Origin of the sequence: Anabaena sp. WA102 (assembly GCF_001277295.1) — a bacterium.
GTDB classification, from domain to species: Bacteria; Cyanobacteriota; Cyanobacteriia; order Cyanobacteriales; family Nostocaceae; genus Dolichospermum; species Dolichospermum heterosporum.
Genome location: NZ_CP011456.1, coordinates 5,242,235 through 5,261,182 on the forward strand (window position 1 = coordinate 5,242,235; position 18,948 = coordinate 5,261,182).

General features: G+C 37.5%; 18 protein-coding genes and 1 pseudogene. 4 read left to right on the forward strand and 15 right to left on the reverse strand.

Going from position 1 to position 18,948, the window contains the following annotated elements; all coding sequences use genetic code 11:
* Positions 1 to 125 precede the first annotated feature (125 nt).
* The 4 genes and pseudogenes from AA650_RS23030 to AA650_RS23045 all read left to right on the forward strand — a co-directional run bounded on the left by AA650_RS23030 (position 126) and on the right by AA650_RS23045 (position 2,241).
* The gene (locus tag AA650_RS23030; RefSeq protein WP_053540816.1) at positions 126 to 317 is read left to right on the forward strand and encodes a hypothetical protein; all 192 of its coding nucleotides are present in this window, start codon (positions 126 to 128) and stop codon (positions 315 to 317) included.
* A 157-nt stretch (positions 318 to 474) separates the two neighbouring features.
* Positions 475 to 1,362, forward strand: coding sequence for an IS982 family transposase (locus AA650_RS23035; protein WP_053540817.1), 888 nt, complete (start codon positions 475 to 477; stop codon positions 1,360 to 1,362).
* Between the two features lie 153 nt (positions 1,363 to 1,515).
* A pseudogene (locus tag AA650_RS23040) lies at positions 1,516 to 1,818 on the forward strand (HEPN domain-containing protein); the annotation flags it as partial.
* Positions 1,819 to 2,043: 225 nt separating this feature from the next.
* Complete coding sequence (locus tag AA650_RS23045) at positions 2,044 to 2,241, forward strand: DUF2283 domain-containing protein (protein ID WP_039202281.1); 198 nt, start codon at positions 2,044 to 2,046, stop codon at positions 2,239 to 2,241.
* A 251-nt stretch (positions 2,242 to 2,492) separates the two neighbouring features.
* Here the strand turns inward: AA650_RS23045 and AA650_RS23050 are convergent, their stop codons facing one another.
* The 15 genes from AA650_RS23050 to AA650_RS23120 all read right to left on the reverse strand — a co-directional run bounded on the left by AA650_RS23050 (position 2,493) and on the right by AA650_RS23120 (position 18,476).
* Positions 2,493 to 2,831, reverse strand: a complete 339-nt coding sequence (locus AA650_RS23050) for an XRE family transcriptional regulator (RefSeq protein ID WP_039202282.1) — start codon at positions 2,829 to 2,831, stop codon at positions 2,493 to 2,495.
* Between the two features lie 4 nt (positions 2,832 to 2,835).
* Positions 2,836 to 3,198 (reverse strand): type II toxin-antitoxin system RelE/ParE family toxin, encoded by a 363-nt coding sequence (locus AA650_RS23055; protein WP_053540819.1) that lies wholly within the window; start codon positions 3,196 to 3,198, stop codon positions 2,836 to 2,838.
* Between the two features lie 652 nt (positions 3,199 to 3,850).
* A complete protein-coding gene (locus AA650_RS23060; RefSeq protein WP_039202284.1) occupies positions 3,851 to 4,438 on the reverse strand; it encodes a Uma2 family endonuclease in 588 nt (195 codons plus the stop codon).
* A gap of 207 nt (positions 4,439 to 4,645) precedes the next feature.
* Entirely contained in the window at positions 4,646 to 5,437 is a 792-nt protein-coding gene (locus AA650_RS23065; RefSeq protein WP_053540820.1) for an SDR family NAD(P)-dependent oxidoreductase, read from the reverse strand.
* Between the two features lie 905 nt (positions 5,438 to 6,342).
* On the reverse strand, positions 6,343 to 7,089 hold the full coding sequence (locus tag AA650_RS23070) for a metallophosphatase (protein WP_190382541.1): 747 nt from the start codon (positions 7,087 to 7,089) through the stop codon (positions 6,343 to 6,345).
* A gap of 240 nt (positions 7,090 to 7,329) precedes the next feature.
* Entirely contained in the window at positions 7,330 to 8,139 is an 810-nt protein-coding gene (locus tag AA650_RS23075; RefSeq protein ID WP_053540822.1) for a metallophosphoesterase family protein, read from the reverse strand.
* Entirely contained in the window at positions 8,136 to 8,909 is a 774-nt protein-coding gene (locus AA650_RS23080; RefSeq protein ID WP_053540823.1) for a GTP-binding protein, read from the reverse strand. Before AA650_RS23080 ends, AA650_RS23075 begins: the two co-directional genes overlap by 4 nt.
* A 12-nt stretch (positions 8,910 to 8,921) precedes the next feature.
* The gene (gene hisI / locus AA650_RS23085) at positions 8,922 to 9,275 is read right to left on the reverse strand and encodes a phosphoribosyl-AMP cyclohydrolase (RefSeq protein ID WP_053540824.1); all 354 of its coding nucleotides are present in this window, start codon (positions 9,273 to 9,275) and stop codon (positions 8,922 to 8,924) included.
* 161 nt (positions 9,276 to 9,436) lie between these two features.
* Positions 9,437 to 10,084, reverse strand: a complete 648-nt coding sequence (gene folE / locus AA650_RS23090; RefSeq protein WP_027403144.1) for a GTP cyclohydrolase I FolE — start codon at positions 10,082 to 10,084, stop codon at positions 9,437 to 9,439.
* 98 nt (positions 10,085 to 10,182) lie between these two features.
* Complete coding sequence (locus tag AA650_RS23095; protein ID WP_053540825.1) at positions 10,183 to 11,205, reverse strand: CobW family GTP-binding protein; 1,023 nt, start codon at positions 11,203 to 11,205, stop codon at positions 10,183 to 10,185.
* A 71-nt stretch (positions 11,206 to 11,276) separates the two neighbouring features.
* The gene (locus tag AA650_RS23100) at positions 11,277 to 12,476 is read right to left on the reverse strand and encodes an IS4 family transposase (protein WP_053537530.1); all 1,200 of its coding nucleotides are present in this window, start codon (positions 12,474 to 12,476) and stop codon (positions 11,277 to 11,279) included.
* Positions 12,477 to 12,604: 128 nt separating this feature from the next.
* The gene (thrS, locus tag AA650_RS23105) at positions 12,605 to 14,434 is read right to left on the reverse strand and encodes a threonine--tRNA ligase (protein ID WP_053540826.1); all 1,830 of its coding nucleotides are present in this window, start codon (positions 14,432 to 14,434) and stop codon (positions 12,605 to 12,607) included.
* A 97-nt stretch (positions 14,435 to 14,531) separates the two neighbouring features.
* On the reverse strand, positions 14,532 to 15,752 hold the full coding sequence (locus AA650_RS23110) for an FAD-dependent oxidoreductase (RefSeq protein ID WP_053540827.1): 1,221 nt from the start codon (positions 15,750 to 15,752) through the stop codon (positions 14,532 to 14,534).
* 304 nt (positions 15,753 to 16,056) lie between these two features.
* The gene (locus AA650_RS28900) at positions 16,057 to 16,941 is read right to left on the reverse strand and encodes an RNA-guided endonuclease InsQ/TnpB family protein (RefSeq protein WP_335337454.1); all 885 of its coding nucleotides are present in this window, start codon (positions 16,939 to 16,941) and stop codon (positions 16,057 to 16,059) included.
* Positions 16,902 to 18,476 carry a group II intron reverse transcriptase/maturase gene (locus AA650_RS23120; protein WP_053540341.1) on the reverse strand — a complete coding sequence of 525 codons (1,575 nt, stop codon included), beginning with the start codon at positions 18,474 to 18,476 and terminating at the stop codon, positions 16,902 to 16,904. The genes AA650_RS28900 and AA650_RS23120 overlap by 40 nt, the downstream gene beginning before the upstream one ends.
* Between the last annotated feature and the right edge of the window lie 472 nt (positions 18,477 to 18,948).

The window sequence follows — 18,948 nt, forward strand, 5'->3', positions numbered from 1 at the left end:
AAACTCCTACTAGAAATGATATCCAAGTATCAAAATATAAATAAAATCTTGATATTTTGGAATATTATCATTTTTAAAAACTAATTTGCTATAATTGTTATCGTAATTTATAAAAAAGTAAGAAAATGAAGAATTTTCATCGTGACCCTAATTATATTCACTATCTAGCTAAACAATTAGCTGGATCAGTTTTATCTCAGTCAGCATCTGGTTGTAGAAAAACACCTGAGTTCGATGTAAGAAAACCAGCTAAAAATGAGTATTCAAAAGGGTTAGAGGCTTTTCTGGAAAGAGCCTATATTCTCAATAAGCCTTAATTATTGAGAATTAATAGGAAACCAGCCTAGATTTAAGTAAATTTTCATAACAAAATCTAAATTTATATTACGAATACTATTTGAATACAAACTCAAAGTACCTCAGATTAGGGACAATAGAAGAGGTTTAATTAAAGAAAATTAATGATTATAACTCATGGAATTAGAAACTATTTTCTGTGAAATTGATGATTTTTGTACCTATTTTGAGCCAATGTTTCAAGCTCAACTTATCCCATCCCAAATAAAAAAAAGAATTAGACCCAGCCGATTATGTCTAAGTGAAATTATGACAATAATTGTGTATTTTCATCGCTCTAGTTACCGCAATTTTAAAGATTATTACCTGAAACATATCTTCAAATATTGCCAAGGTGAATTTCCCAATTTAGTGAGTTATCAAAGATTTGTTGAATTAATGCCAAATGCTTTAATTCCCTTGATGTATTATCTGAATACACGAAAAGGACTCAATACAGGTATAAGTTTTATTGATAGTACCTCTATTCCCATTTGTCATTCTAAAAGAGCCAAGACAAATAAGGTCTTTAAAGATTTAGCTGGCTGGGGGAAAAGTTCTATTTGTTGGTATTTTGGGTTTAAACTTCATTTGATTATTAATGATCAAGGAGAGTTACTTGCGTTTCAAATTACTCCTGGAAATACAGATGACCGAAAACCTGTTCCCACTTTGACTAAGAACTTATTTGGGAAAATATTTGGAGACAAAGGATATATTTCTCAAAAACTCTGGCTTGAACTTTGGTCTAATGGACTCAAATTAATCACTCCTTTCAAGAAAAATATGCGGAATAAGCTCTTGTCCCTGGAGGAGAAATTAATGCTCCGAAAACGCTCTTTAATTGAAACTGTTAATGACCAACTCAAAAATATTTCACAACTTGCTCATTCTCGACATCGAAGTGTTACTAATTTCATGGTTAATGTTGTTGCTGCAATAATAGCTTATACTTGGCAACCTAAAAAACCTTCTTTAAGATTTGATGAAAATGAAATTGAAACCTTACCAGTTTTATTAGCTTAATTACCAATTAAATATCAATATTACCTAATAGTAAATACATTTCAAAAAATTAATTTTTTGAGAACTTTTTGGCGTGGGCTTTAATTCTCAATAACCAATACTTATTGACAGAACTGTTGCTGTTACGTACTTTTAGACTTTTTATTTACATCGAACTCAGGTGATTTTGCTGCTTCTCGTGCTTATTATGCCATGTTTTATATAGCTGAAGCATTCCTAGTAAGTGAAAATCTTAGTTTTAGCAAACACTCTGCTGTAATTAGTAAGTTTGGCGAACTTTTTGCCAGAACTAGTAAAATTGATCCCAAATTTCACCGTTATCTAATTGATGCAGAACAGATACGTTTAAAGGGAGATTATGATCGTTCTGAACGTTTAACTGCTGAAGATGCAAAACTACTGATTGAAAGAACCGAAGAGTTCCTAGAATTAGTAAACTATCTATCATCTTGCTAATTCAAATAAATCAATGGTTAAATAAATAATGGTAATCTAACAGTAATATCAAGAATAATTGTAGCTTGCTTCCCGAAGGGTACGCAGATAAACGCAGATAAACACAGATAAAAATGGACAATCAAAATTCAAAACACGAGATTTTCAAACAACATCCTGTTAATCCTAAAATCCTGGACATCCTGATTCAGACAAATGCAAAATTGAGAAATACTGGAGAGAATCATGAAAATCACCTACGACGCAGAAGTTGATGTTTTAAGAATTATATTCAGCAATATACCAATTGAAGAAAGTGATGAAGAAAAACCAGGAATCATTTTAGATTATGACGACGCTGGAAATATTGTAGGAATTGAAATAATAGACGCTTCTAAACGTATAGATAACCCATGTTTGTTTGAGTATTCTGTTAATAATTAGTAAGTTGAGTTGACATAAAAGCACCATTTGTATTAAATGAGAAGATTAACAACAGAAGTCGGGGATCTGAATTTTGTCAGAATCAGGATATCCAGGATTAAAGGATTTACAGGATTTTAGTTTGTGGTCAAAGATACTCAACTTCTAAACATAATTAATTGCGTAAATGAAAAGATTAATCAAAGAAGTCGGGGATCTGAATCTCTCTATTTGTTTTGAGGAATTTTATATTTTAAGACTTGACAAGACGATTATTCCGGTATGGAATCTTCATCTTCTAATTCTCCTAATGCGGAAATAATCACAGAAGGTCTATCAGGAAATTCTGCCACAAGTTTTAAATCTCCTCCCATTGCTTTTACATAACTACGTAATGTAGAAAGTAAAAGATCCGCCCGTTTTTCTAATCTAGAAACACTATCTTGACGGATTCCTAATAATTCTGCCATAGATTCTTGAGTTAATTTTCTGGCTTTTCTCATATCTTGAAGAGTCATATTTTCCAAAATCAGTTCTTGGGCGCGGGCTTCAATTTTTGCCCGCTGTTCCGGTGGTAATTGTGCCATAATATCACTTAATTTTGTCGCCATATTTTTATTCTCCTTTGTCTTTTAATTCCTGAAGATGGGAGTCAAATCTTTTATCTGCTTTTGTAATTAATTGTTTGTAAAATCTTTTTTCACTTGTTCCAGCTTTATTACCAGCTACAAGTAATATTGCTTTCTTTTTTGGATCAAAAGCAAAAGCTATTCGCCACACACCATCGTCCGCATAAAAACGCAGTTCTTTCATATTTTTATGTCGAGAACCTTTAAGTGTATCAGCATGAGGTCTACGTAGGAGTGGACCGGCGAATTCTAGTAATTTTGTGTGTGCAAGAAGTTCTTCCTGTACTTCTGTTGTTAGTTCAGAAAATTCAGGTAGAAATTCGTCATGAAATAAAATTTCCCATGTCATGAATTTATTATGGCTTAGAATCCATATTTATTCAAGTATCAGATCAATCGCTTTCGTTGTATGTAGAACTTCATACCTCAAATCAGCAACGCCAAAATTATTAAGTCAGAATCAGGATATCCAGGATTTGAGGATTTACAGGATTTTATTTTCTGATGAAATCTTTCCCAATTCTGAGATAATTAATTAGATGAACGAGAAAATTACTCCCTTCCCACACAAAGATAACTGATATTTTTTCTCTGTGTCCTCTGTGTCTCTGTGGTATGGCTAACGCCACGCTCCGCGAACGTTTAAAAAAATTAGTAATCTAACAGTAATATCAAGAATAATTGTAGCTTGCTTCCCGAAGGGTACGCAGATAAACGCAGATGAACACAGATAAAGATGGACAATCAAAAATCGGCGTTGCTGAATCGAGGTATGAAATTTCCAAATTGAACCTTTAAAAATCTTACCTTTGCGTCTTTGCGCCTTTGCGTGAGACTAAAATTCATACCCTTAATCAGCAACGCCCAAAAATCAAAACATGATACTTTCAAACAACATCCTGTAAATCCTTAAATCCTGGATATCCTGATTCAGACAAATTAAAATATTAGTACACCACAAATCAAATCAAAATCCTGGACATCCTGATTCAGACAAATAGTTAAGATTCTGTACTGGTAAAGTCTATTTTTTCATAAATATCAGCCAGAGAAATTTGACAAGAAACAGAAGTTAAATTTAAAGTATCATTAATATCTTCATATTCTAAAAACATCCATTTTCTATTATCAGTTTTTACATATTGTTCAACGTGAATTGTGTATTGGTCAATTAAAATATATTCTTGAAAACTAGCAATAGTCCGATAAGCTGCAAACTTTTCATCTCTATCATAACCTTTGGTAGATTTTGATAACACTTCAGCAATCATAACCGGGTTAGTAATAGTGTCATTTCTTCCTTCTTCAAATACTAGGGGAGTTTGAACAATCATTACATCAGGATAAGTATGAATCCGTCGTTTAGGAATCCAAAGCCGTTGGTCAGTATAATAGACTTCGTAAGGCTGACGCTTGAGGGCAAAATGTATGGCAACATATAAATTACCAGCTATTTTATTATGATTTGGTGTTCCGCCTGTCATGGGGATAATTAATCCATCAATATATTCGTGACGTAATTCTGAATTTACCTCAAATTCTAGGTATTCTTCAGGTGAGTAGTAGCGTATTTCTTGTGCAATAGTCATTTATGGGGTAATAAAGTTTAGTTAAGCCTAAAAATCAACATTATCAAATTTTTAGTTGGGTTGCGCTTTTGCTTAACCCAACCTACCATTTTTTAACTTTACTTTACGCAAAGACACAAAAAACTCTTTGTGTCTTTGCTGATTAGCCTCTACCTTTCAGGATCTCTAAAAGAGATGGTGCGAAACAAAACTCAAATGGGTTGAATGTTATCCCGCAGCGTCAGGTAATGGTTTTTTGGGTGTTGCTAGTTGCAGGATGATTTCTAGTAACCAAGGGGCGAGACGTTGGCATAATACGGCTAAGTGAGATTGCCAGCCGACTAGGATTTCTGCGGTATCGTTTTCTATGCCGATGACGAGCGCTTGAGCGACTTGTTCGGGTGTCATGGGAATTACTCCCCGAAATGATTGCAAGTCACGCACCATGTCTGTTTCGGTGAGGGAAGGGAGTAGGGCGATAACGCGAATATTGTGTTGGGCGAGTTCTTGACGTAAGGCTTGGGTAAATCCGACAATGGCAAATTTAGTGGCGGAATATGTGGCCATTGTCGGTGCGGCAACTTTCCCCATTAAACTGGAGACATTGACAATGATTCCCTTTTTTTGACTAACCATGCGTTTGGCTATCAAGCTGGTGAGGGTGTACATTCCCAACAAATTGACGGAGAGTTCTTCTTGCAGTTGGGGAAGTTTTGATTGCAGAAACGAGTTTTGATGTGCGACTCCGGCACAATTTACGAGGAGATGAATTGGTCCATAACTGCGCCAAAGTTGGGCTACGGCTATGTTGACGTTGATGGAGTGGGTTAAGTCTAAGGCCATGATTGTAGCTTCTACGCCTAAAGCTTCAATTTCGGCGGCTACTTCGGCTAACTTTTGGCGATCGCGTGCTACCAATATTAACCTTTTCATGCCTTGTTTGGCTAATTCTAGGGCGATCGCTTTACCAATGCCACGAGAAGCCCCGGTAATGAGTGCAACTTTTCCTTGAATCTTCATCGGGTTTCACCTCTAAATTCTTCATTCTTCGTCTTCCTGTTGCGTTCTTGGCAATCAATAGGTAAGACAATTAATGAACAGTACACAAAAATCAAATCTCCATGCAGTGACAAGATGGAAGCTACTTTTTATGCTCATTTGCAATACCCCTTTATTGCTTCTCGAAAGTAGAAATTCCTGGTTGTCAGCATGGGAATAATCAACATAAAAGACTTTTGGCAGGATGGATAAAGCTCATTGATTTCACCTCTTTTAAATAATCCGAGCATTCACCAGTGCTGTCGTACCCACACACACTAGCAACTAAATCAAGTTATTGCAATATTTTTTAATCAGAATTCCTGATCAGTCATTTTCGTAAGATATATATATGGCAGTCGTGATTGATATAAGTTTTTATGAATAGTCAGGAATTTATATCATGATCCCCTCACAATTCTGGGAATTTTGTGACCATGAATACATTTTTTTAACTTATTCAAGACAATTAATCTGTTGCATTTCTAGGGGATTAATTATAATTTTTGGTGAAACAACACTAATTTATCTGTGGTCAAATATTATTATTTTGTGTAAGTAGGTGAACACAATAAAACCAAACTGTGTAAAGAAACGTAAAATCGCCCAAACCCTCTTCACTCTTGCCTCTTGCCTCTTGCCTTTTGCCTTGCCATAACGACAATTTTCAACGCCAACCTACTTAACTGCTGATAATATAGACAAATTTGCTAACGAATCCCCCAAAACAGCAGTTAAGTAAGTGGATGTAAAATAACCAAAATGTGTAACGATATGTAAATTCACCTCAATGCGTTATTGTGGTTGAGTTTTAGCCATTTCACAAAACGAAATATATTTTGATTCTCCCCCGCCCACCTACTTAAAATTACCTTGGTAACAGCTTATCAGGTTTTACTCTGCGGGTGTATTTGAAAACCCTTACTCTGTCCATAAAATACAGTTTTAAACTGTACCTGATTTGTACCAGGATTGTAGAGAGTATAGGTTGCTTGTCCTGGTATCCGTCCCACATTTCCGACCCCAATCACTTGACGAGGGGTAACTGTGACTGTTTGTGGGGAAAATTGATGATCAAGAGTAATGATTTCACTGGTAATAGATCCTGCTTGTAACTGATACTGAAAAGTTAACCCAGAACGACCGCAAAATAGATTATTTGCTTGCATTCTTGATAATCTATCTAACATTTGAATAGGAGGAGTATCCGGGGTCAGTTCATCATTTACCCCCATTGTCGAACCATGTATTAATAAACAATCTAATTCAAAAAAACCAAAATCGAGCGATCGCAACCATTGTACAGTCTGACGGGAAACACAATCCCACAACATCTGCACCGTATCACCCCCATATTTTGCCAGCAATTCCGGTGCGTCTCCAGTCGGACCCAAACCATGTAAAATCAAACACTGTTCTTCCCACCATCCCTTGCAAATCATTGGTTCTAATTCACCCCGACGAGGTGATTTCACCCTTTCCACTAGCTGTTCACATTCTCGCCTTGGTCCAACTAAATCACCGATGATATACAATGCCTCTACATAACGATTTTTCAGCTTAATATCAGCTATCACAGCCTCATAAGCTGCTAAATTTCCTTCAATTCCACTTAAAATTGCCCACATAATCAATTTTAGATTTTAGATTTTAGATTTTAGATTAGTTATTAGGACTTACGCATTGAGGAAGTTCACCAAATATGAAATGTGGATTTTATCTGTTGTAGGGTGCGTCAGACCCGATAATTTCACAAAAAACAGATTTTCTCTATCTGACGCACCTACTCAATCAGTTATTCCCAAAACTGAAAACGACGCAATTTCGTTTATTCATATGATGGCAGGTTTTACATTGCCTAAATCCTAGTTATTTTATCTAGTACAAACATGAGTTGGATCATCTGCGCGTTCAGCATACTCCAAACCATGCGCTAAACGCCAAGCAAAGATTTCTGGTAATCCCTTCTCTATAATTGCTGCACAGGTTTTTTGATAATCATAGGTCACTTCCCGCAAAGTCACCCCTTGAGTATCAGTTTCATAAATTACATAAGTTGCATTTGGTCGTCCATGTCGAGGTTCTCCAACAGAACCAACATTAACAATCTTCTTCAGCGCAGATGAAAAGCTAATTTTCCGTGATGCTGCTTGATTAGCAACTTGAACTTGTAACTCACCAGCATCAAGATTACGACTATAGGGAACATGAGTATGTCCACAAAACAGCACATCTGCACCTGTGGAAAGTACCCGTTCTAAGGCCACAAAAGCATCAAGTTCAGGTAACAAATATTCATGATTACTATGGGGACTACCATGAACAAAAGCTAAATTTTGCCACTGGAGACTATAGGGTAAACTGGCTAAAAATTCGCGGTTTTCTGGATGAATTTCCTTATTTGTCCATTCATGAGCTTGAAAACCTCTTTTTTCTGCTAATAATGAAGGATAACTACAATCGCAAGCATTCAATCCTTCCACAATATCTTCATCCCAACAACCAGCACAGGTAGGAATATCTAAAGAGCGAATTTGGTTAATTACCGCATTAGGATGGGGTCCATATCCTACCAAATCACCAACACAAAATATCTTCTCGGCTTTTTGTTGGTTAATATCTAATAATACAGCATTTAAGGCTTCATAATTACCATGAATACATGACATAACAGCTATTTTCATACTTGTTGACCTTCTAATAAAATTTGTTGTACTTGTTGTTGATATTGAAAAATTAAGGATTCCGATAAACAGCAATCCGATAATGTTGCTTTTAAGGCTGTTTTATCTAAATTCTTGCCTACTATTTCTATGCCACTAAACCGCTGAGGTCTACCTTGTAAATGTCGTGGTAAGTCTAATTCTAAAAAATCTATTTGGGGAACACCAGAGACAAAATCACAGTAAAGAGAACGTCCATCATTAACATCGAAAATTGCCTTAGCACGAGTAACAATCCCATAAGCACCATGAGTTATTTCATGCCAAAATTCATCCAAACTATTTTCATCAATAACTTGACCTGTAGTTGCTACCCTCCATAAATTTTCTCCAATTATCATGGGTGCAGGTGCGCCATATATAATTTCATTTGCCCAACTATCATACTCCGAATTTTTTAACTCCGGAGGAATAACTGCTATAGCGTGGTAAGTGCGATGATCTAATATTTTTGATACACTGTCTAATTCCAAATAAGCACCCAATTCCACATAAACACTATCTGCTGTGGGTATTTGATAAAGAAATTCAATTTCTTGACCATCACTAAAAATTCTCAACTCAGGAAATTCAGTAGCTATTTTAGTTTGATCAATAGGAACATTCCCAGTTCCTGGACAAAAATAAATGACTTTTTTAACAGATCGAACATCTCGAATTTGTTGACAAATCCAGGTAGTTTTGCCCGCACCGGATAATCCAGCAACAACAGTAATCATGGGTAAAGACATAATCAATATAAATTATAATTTACGAGGGAAAATTTCCACAGAATTAAAAAAGCAACTTCTAACCCCAGTATGACAGGCAATACCACCAACTTGCTCAATTTTAATGAGAATTGTATCACCATCACAATCATAAAAAAGCTCTTTTACCTTTTGAATATGTGCAGATGTTGCCCCCTTATGCCATAACTGAGAACGAGAACGACTCCAATAATGAACTTCACCTGTAGCCAGAGTTTTTTGAATTGATTCTGCATTCATCCAAGCCATCATTAAAACAGTACCATCATAGTAATCTTGAGCTATAGCTGGAATTAAACCTTGCTCATTAAATTTCAGATTCCCAATCATTTCAGTAGCTAAAACCATATTTACCAAATTGATAACTTATCCCTTCTCATCTGCGTTTATCTGCGTTTATCTGCGGTCAAATATTATCATTTCGTGTAACTAATCATAATGTAGAGATAAAAAATAGCTTATCTCTACATCACACTCAGCCAATTTAAATTTCCATCAGTCAAACCCTGTTATTTAAAATTAGCATTGTGTCGAATCAAATTCATAAATTCTTCACGAGTCCGTGCGTCTTCAGAAAACACCCCACGCATGGCGCTGGTAACAGTCCAAGAACCTGGTTTTTGGACTCCTCTCATCACCATACACATATGAGTTGCTTCAATTACCACTGCAACTCCTTGAGGCTTGAGTAAACCTTGCAGTGCATTAGCAATTTGTAAAGTCAGCCTTTCTTGCACTTGTAAACGTCGAGCATACATTTCACAAATGCGGGCAATTTTTGATAAACCTATCACCTTACCATTAGGAATATAAGCAACATGAGCGCGACCAATGATTGGTAATATGTGGTGTTCGCAGGAACTAAAAATATCAATATCCCTGACTAACACCATTTCATTTGCATCTTCTGTAAATACTGCTCCATTTAGCAATTCATCTACAGATTGATCATATCCATTGGTCAGAAATTTTAAGGCTTTAACAACTCTTTTAGGAGTATCCTTTAATCCCTCACGGTCTGGATTTTCTCCTAATCCAATCAGTAAAGTGCGTACAGCTTGCATCATCTCTGCTTCTGTTACGGTTGGTTGTTGCTGATGAGATAAAGATGAAATTACATCAGCAGCAGTTAGTTCTGGACGAATGGATAAAGTCATTATTTGAATTTAATAGAATGAGTTATGACGGAAGTTAATAGTTAAATATCTATGAATAACTACTAACTAAAAAAAGAGAATTTATCAACACTTTTAAATTATAACAAACATTTGTTAAGTTTTGTGTAAATCTCATTATTATCCAGTTTTCTGCCAACAAAAACTACCTGGTTTTTAGGTTGATTAGGCCATTCGTCAGCGTTCAATGTGTAACGAGGTCCACTCAGTTGGAAGATATGACGTAACTCACTATCACTAAACCATAAAATACCCTTAGCTCGAAATACATTGTCTGGCATTTCTTCGGTTAGGAAATTCTCAAATTTATGCACATCGAATGGTTTATAACTTTGGAAAGAAATGGAAACAAACCCATCATTGTCTAAATGATCAGAGTGATGATGATGATGCTCATGTTCATGATGATGTTCATGTTTATGAGTATCTTCGTCATCAATAGCAATGTACTTATCTTTTGGTGTTAAACCCACATCTAAAATTAGAGGTAAAGCAACTTCACCATATTGAGTATGTAAAATCTTCGCTCCATGCTTGATATCATGGATGAAATTTTCTACTTCTTGAATTTTCTCTGGGGTAACAAGGTCTGTTTTATTGAGGAGAATAATATCCCCATAAGTAATCTGTTTTAAAGCTGCTTCACTCTGGAAGTGTTCTTCGTCAAATGCTTCAGCATCTACCACTGTGAGAATCGAATCTATGTTAGTTAAATCTCTCAGTTCTGTGCTAAAAAAAGTTAGGATAATTGGTAAAGGGTCAGCTACACCTGTGGTTTCAATAACTAGATAATCAATCCGTTCTTCTCGTTCTAAAACTCGATAAACAGCATCAACTAAACCATCATTAATTGTACAACATATACAGCCATTACTAAGTTCTACCATATCTTGGTCTACAGAAATTAGTAATTGACTATCAATGTTAATATCGCCAAACTCATTAACGAGGACAGCGACTTTTAAATCTTGTTTGTTCTGAAGAATTTGATTTAAAAGTGTGGTTTTTCCACTTCCTAAAAATCCGGTAATAATAGTTACGGGCATTCCTTGTTTGGGAATTTCAGGAATGATGTTTGTTGTGTCGAGAGTGATGGTATTCATATCAAAATCTAGTGGTTTTATTTGTTGACTGTTTAAATCAGTGTTCTTAAACTTAACGGGTGACAAGGCGGCTAAAGAGCTTGTTTCATAAGGGATAGAGCCTGAAAGCCCCGTTGAAAAAAGAGGCGTTTATGAGGCTTGAGATTGATTAAATTCAGAGCTAAATCAGCCCATAATTCCATACCATAAATCCATAGTTGTCCGTAGAGAGCAAAGCTAAAATCACTTTGACGTGGGTACTTGTCCTGATGTTGTTGAATACGTCCGGCATAAGTCTCTATACCTAATTTTTTCATCCGTTGACCGTGCATAGTGGCTAAACTATAAGCAATGACAATCAATAATACTAAAGCTAAAAAGCGAGTTTCATTTACTTTAGTATCCTCTAAATTATAACCACCAGTTTTACAATCCTTAAAGAATTGCTCAATTCCCCATCGACATCTATAGAGGCATAAAGTTTGTTGGAGAGTTGGTAGATTCGTCAAGATATACCAAGGTTCTTTTGGTCCAGAGTTCCGATATTTTCTCTTCCAATAAACAGCGATATTAAATAAGCCTAATTCATCCCCTTTACCACATTTAACTTTTTCATAAAATCTCGACATTCCTGGCTTAAATCCTTGATTTTTAAGAACTTGATATTCTTGTTCAGGTTTTTCTTGAAAATAAAGGTTTTTCTTCTGGCGTAAAGCGAAGTAAACTCCTTGCTCATCAAGCCATTTAGCCAGTTTTGGACTATGAAATTCTCTGTCTGCTAACACCACAATTCGACATTTTTTTAACAACTTTATTGCTGTCTTTATTAATCTTTTCTGTGTTTGTAAATTACTATTTCCGACATGATTTAATGTTTCCCAATATAGTGGTAGGGCATGAGTACCCCATACCAATGTCACCATAAATATATTTCGCCCCTTCCACTGTGTTCTATCCAGTGCTACCATCCAATAACCATATTTTTGATACTGTTTTTTATGAAAATAACGGCGCTGTTCTCGATTCAGTTGTTTTGGTGTTAACGATTGTCTAATCCAATATTTTATCAATGGAAACCATAATAATTTTACGCAGAGTTTACCTATTCCTAAAAATCTTTGTAGATTACGTTTCCTGCTTTCATATTTAATTGGTTGGGGAAACAAGCTGGCCAATTTTGACAGTTTTACTTGGCGATGAGCCTGTATTAATAACAACAATATCTCTAGTGTCAAATACTGCTGTTCACTCAAATGCTTTCGGAAAATTGTTTGATATGATTGTGGTAACATTTTTTGCTTCGGGGGCTTCTTTGTCCCTATTTTTTTACTCCCTTATTTTCTCAAATTATTGCCACATCTCATCTTCAACCGCCTTGTCACCCGTTAAGGTTCTTAAAAGATTACTGACTTCTTTGATCTTAATGTTTTATCACTTGTAAATGATCTACAAGTTCACTTAAAGTCAAAACTCCTAAATCTCCAGCTTGTCTACTTCTGACACTCAAAGTTTTGCTTTCTACTTCTTTCTTACCAACAACGGCAACAACGGGAATTTTTTCCAATTGTGCTGTCCGAATTTGTTTCCCTAAACGTTCACCACTGCTATCTACTTCTACCCTAAATCCAACTTTTTTAAAATCTGCTGCTACTGATTTTGCATATTCTCGAAAGTCATCACTTACAGGTAACAACCGCAATTGTACAGGTGCTAACCACAAGGGGAAGTCTCCTGCATAATTCTCAATTAAAATCCCAAAAAAGCGTTCCAAAGAACCAAAAATAGCCCGATGAATCATAATTGGTCTTTGCCGACTACCATCAGCAGCAATATATTCCATATCAAACCTTTCTGGCAAATTAAAATCTACCTGAATAGTTGAACATTGCCACAAACGACCAATAGCATCTTTAATTTTAATGTCTATCTTTGGCCCATAAAAAGCCCCACCACCTTGATCAACAACATAATTCCAGCCCTTAGTATTTAAAGCTTGTTCTAGTGCCGTTGTGGCTAATTCCCAAACATCATCAGTTCCAACTGATTTATCAGGACGGGTAGAAAGATTGATCTCATATTGTTTAAAACCAAAATCTGATAAAATTTGCTCAGTGAGATTTAAAACTCCTAGTATTTCATCAGCAATTTGGTCAGGTAAACAAAAGATATGAGCATCATCTTGAGTAAATCCTCTGACTCGCATTAAACCATGTAATGCTCCAGATCGTTCATAACGATAAACAGTTCCTAATTCTGCCCATCTTAATGGTAATTCTCGATAGGAATGAAGTTGATGTTTATAAGTTAGAACATGAAAAGGGCAATTCATGGGCTTAATTTGATAAGCCTGATTTTCCACATCCATCGAGTCAAACATACTTTCTTGATAAAAGTCAAAATGACCCGATGTTTTCCATAGGTTGAGATTGGCTATATGAGGTGTATACAGTAATTGATAACCAGATTCTAGATGAGCTTCGCGCCAATAATCTTCAATTATGTAGCGAATAATTGCGCCATTGGGATGCCAAAATACTAAACCACCACCGGCTTCTTCTTGAATACTAAATAAGTTAAGTTCTTGACCTAACTTGCGATGATCTCGACGGAGGGCTTCTTCTCTTAGTTGGAGGTAATTTTCTAATTCTGCTTTTGTTTGCCAAGCTGTCCCGTAAATCCTTTGTAGCTGAGGTTTAGTTTCATCACCTTGCCAATAAGCACCAGCAACATTTAATAATTTAAAGGCATGAGGATCAATTTCACCAGTAAAGTTAATGTGAGGACCTGCACACAAATCCCACCAATAGTTATTCGCTGGTTGAATATCTGTGACAAACAATGAAGTTTCTGAATTACCAGTTTCAGGAGTACCAATGAAGTAGCGGGTGATAATTTCTGATTCGGGTATACGTTCTAAGATTTCTAGCTTGTAAGGCTCGTTTAATTCGGCAATTTCGGCGCGAATTTCGGCTCGTTCCACCTCTTCCCGGATAATAGGTAGGTTAACTTTGATTATCCGTTGCATTTCGATTTCAATTTTGCCTAAGTCATCAGGGGTGATGCTGACTGGACAATCAAAATCGTAGTAGAATCCAATTTCTGTGACGGGGCCAATTGCTACCTTAGTCCCTGGAAATAGTCTTTGTACCGCCATAGCCATGATATGGGCGCTGGTGTGCCGAATTCGTGTAAGTTTGTCGTCTTCGTGCAGGTTCAAGCTGTCTTGAGACTGGGTTATTGAACTGACCATATCAAACAAAAATGAGAATCGTTATCAGTCTAGCGCAAAAAGGTGTGAATGTTACTAATTCTGGAGTTGATTTTGGGGAAAATATTTTGAAGTGCTGTTAGCTGGCTTTGACTTCAGTGATACTATGAGAAAAAGATACACTGGGCTTAACGATCGCTGGGACAATTTTTTCACAAGCCATTCTTGCACCGGATAAATTTCTGGCTGTCGGACCAACTTGTAAAGCTGCTAAACCACCCATGATAAATAATTCACAACCAGGCCAACGCAGATAGCTGTCTAAAACTGGCAAACCTTTAACAATTTGGATGGGATAAGCGGTTAAGATATCCTGCAATAATGGTTCAGTGGTGACATCGAATTTAGTACCTGTGGCTAACCAAATATAATCACACTCGAATATATGACCATCGCTACATTCTACCTGCCAATTATGACTTAACCATTCAGCTTTAACTATTTGACAGTTTTCATCAATTCTAATATTACCACGATGATGTTCTTTGCGTAATTGGGTGGCGATTGCTGGTGTCATAGAACCACCGTTTCTAGCTTGCTGGATCATCATCCACCGTTGTTCCCAATCTCCTTCAAAAAATCCTTTCAGATATTTTGGTCCCAACCAACCCGGTTCAGCATCAAATAGCTTTTCTGATAACTGTGTTCGCATCATTAAATTAACTTTTGCACCACGAGCGATCGCACCTACAGCCAAATGTCCACTTGTCAAACCACCACCAACAATTAAGACTCTTTGAGACTTTAACTGTAATTTACGTAAATCTACAGTTTGAGAATGGCAAAGTTTATGTTCTGGATAGGGTGAAGGAATCTGACTTACCCAATCAGGGATATGTATCTTACCACTACCAGTTGCCAACACAACTCGCCGGGCAGTTACCATTTGTCCATCTTCTAACCATAGCTGGAATTGAGGACGAAAATGATCAAATGACGGTTTAACACTACTTACAGCCAAAGGGATAACCTGCTCCTGCAACTGATAGGATGTAATCACATCCTCACAAAAATCTTCAAATAGGCGCGTTCCAGGTAAATCATAGGGGGGAAATAGTTCCTCAGACCGAGATTCAGAAAATTTCCTTAAAGCGAAGGGGTTGGGGTGGGGATGATGAACAGCAGGAGAGCGCAAATGAGGAATTTCCAAAGCCGCAAATTGCTGTTTCCAGTTACTTATCCATGTACCACTGGGATCAAACACTACAATTTTACCCTTCATTGTTTGCCGTTTTTGCAGCAAATGGGCAACTAAGGTAAGAGCATGAGGACCAGCACCAATAATTGCTAAGGAACGCAAATTTAATAACCTGCAATTCTGATGTAACCTGGAATGGTGCGTTACGCTGTCGCTAACACACCCTACTTTTGCACCTTATTTAATTCACATTCCTAAGTCAATTTTTGCAGGAACTGTAGTCATAATAATTGACACTCTCAGGGCTGAAGCCACTGAGATTCTTAAAATTTTGCAATCCTAATATCCTGTTTGCACAGGTTCCCAAACTCAACACGTTTGCACAAAAGTGCGTGCTGATACTGCTAGTTGCTTTACTTGGAGAGACCCCAATACCGCACTGGCTCATCTTTTGGGCGTTTAGCTGTTAAACAGCAAGTTTCGCGGAGTCCCCACGTACTATATTTCGACTTCGCTCAATACAAGTTTTGAAAGCTCTATCTCTAATTGTTTTGGCAGCACCAATATCGGCGTGTTCGTGATACCCACATTCAGTACAAATGAATTTCTCACCATCACGGTTTGATTTATCAGTATGCCCACAATTTCTGCATTCTTGACTGGAGTATTTAGGATTGATTTTAATGACAACTTTTCCTTGCTTCACAGCGAGATACTCAATTTTTAAAATCAAATCACTCCAACTTGCGTCAGAGATAGAACGGTTTAACCCCTTCTTTCTTGATTGCCCATTCTTTAAAAATCTCCCAGTTTTTTCATCAGTTTTCACCTGGCAACGTGTTAACATTCCAGAGATGTTTAAATCTTCTAAGGCAATAGCATCAACCTTTCTAGAAACTATTGTTTTAGCAACATTCCATTGATAAGCAGTCCTTTTATCTGTAATCTTTTTGTGAAACCGTCCTACTTTATTAGCTTCTTTTTTACGATTTTTACTCCCCTTGACTTTACGATTAATCCGTCGCTGTCTGATTTTTAAAGTGCGTCTAGCTTTTTTATTAGTTGAGAATCTAGGATTATCAATTTGATGTCTGTCAGAGAGATGGACAAGTTTAGTTATTCCTAAGTCACAACCAAGAATAGAATTAACTTCGTTTAGCGGTTTTTTTACATAGTCTGGTATGGTTTTATCTTCAATCCTAATTGAAACATACCAACCATCTTGGGTAGAGTCGAGGGCGGGTATTATCCCGCGCCCCTCTCTGTTAAATCTGGGCGTGCAGCTTTCACTGCACCCAGCTTCCGATGTTCTTAGCTTTCGCTTTTGCTCATGTGAATATAATCGTGGCAGCTTTCATGAATTGCTAGAAGGTTTTTTGGTTTCCAATTGTTATGATTGGCATCAACATGATGTAGATGTACCTTCTCATCACTGAGCATTTTAAGACCACAATGACCACATTTATGGCTTTGCCGTTTGAGGGCTTTAGAGGTATTGTTGTTATAGAGCTTGCTATTACGTTCGCTCCAATAACTTAAATCTCCGTCGTAAGGTGATTTCTCTCCTTTGACCATGATATGTTTGTGTTCGGAGTAAGGAACTGCTGGGAACGCCTTATCTAGTAATTTCTTGCTAGAGTAGCGGTTTAGCTTAGTTTCCTTGTTGAATACCCTAAATGCTCTGTTTTGGATATGGAATAACGAGTTTCTTGACCCGTCCATCTTGCAGAAGCGGTGGTAATTCCTCCAACCTCTAACTACAGGGGCTAATTTCTCAGCCTTTGTGGTAGAACCATAATTCGAGTTGTTGACGATATGTTTTACTTTCTTGCGAAAAGATTTAAAGTTGTCCGCTGATGGAACGCATCTAAACTTCCCGTTTTTCTGAACTTTAAAGTGCCAGCCTAGGAAATCGAACCCATCTGTCGCGGCGGTTAGCTTCGTCTTTTTCTCACTGACTTTCATTCCCCGCACTGCTAAAAACTGACTGATTTTTTCAAGTATTTCTGTGGCATCGTCTTGGGGTCGGAGTATTATCACCATGTCGTCCGCATAACGGATTGAAGGTTCGATAATATGTTCCTTTGGGGTCTTGTCTGTGATTCGATTTTTAGAAACCGTGTGGTGTCTATGAATACTTTCAATTCCATTTAAGGCGATGTTAGCTAATAGTGGACTTACCACGCCACCTTGAGGTGTTCCTTGTTCGGGGAACTCTGGATTAACTCCGGCTTTGAGACAAAGGAAGATTCCTTGTCTTATGCTGTAAGGAGCGATGAGTCTGTCCATGATGGCGGTGTGGTTTATCCTGTCAAAGCATTTTTCAATATCGAGTTCTATAACTCGTTTATCTATTCCATTTCGTGTAGAACATAGGTTGTTGTACAGGTATTTCTGGGCATCATGTGCCGAGCGTCCTGTCCTAAACCCGTAGCTCCTGGCGTGGAAGGTTGCTTCGTGTGCTGGTTCTAATGCGTATTTGACAAGGCATTGATACGCCCTATCTGCAATAGTAGGGATTTTCAGCATCCTGGTAGTACCGTCCTTTTTGGGGATGGGTATTTCTCTTAGCCCCTGGTGTTTCCAGTTGTTGGCGGATGCTTTTAGCAGTTCATTAAGCTCAAAGCGTTCCTTAAAGGTAAGGGACTTTTTGCCGTCAATTCCTGCGGTCTTTTTCCCAGCGTTTAGCTGTGATACTTGACGGATAGCCAGTAATCTCGCTGCGGAGGATTTCAGAATCAGCTTTTGTAGGGACTTAGCTTTACGCTTGTCTCCAACTTGAACCGCTTTGTACACTCGTTTTTGTAGGCGGAATAGGTTACGGCGGAATTTCTTCCAAGGTAACTTCTTCCAAGATTCACTAGAGTTGTCTCTGTGTCCAATCATGCTCTGCTCCAATCTGTGTATTCTGAACACCTCAGACCAATTACGGTCTGTCCTACCCGGATTGAAGGGATTCCGCTGCTCGTCCAGCCTACTTATGGGGTTCGACCGCCCCTAGACCTTCAATCCGTTTTTATTCGTTCCCTCGGATGATTGTTAGTTCCGTTAGGTGTAGCCACTTCAACCGCTGGATTCCCTGGACTCTTACCGCTATCAAGCGCAGGATGCGGCGGGAATTAACTCCAGTGTGGTCAGGGTTTTTGATGTTGCGCCCTGCCTCTAAGTAGGTCGCTTTTTAAGGCTCTGTTTCACCGTGGGAACTCCCCTTTAGCACCAGTGTCACCCCACAACGGATGTCTGATTATGCCCTGTTCCCAGCTTCGACCTCCCGAAACCGAGTCGGGTTATCGTGGGCAGATGGGGAGTCATACCTGAGTCTGGTAGATGGGACTTGCACCCATATCAGACCGAGAGT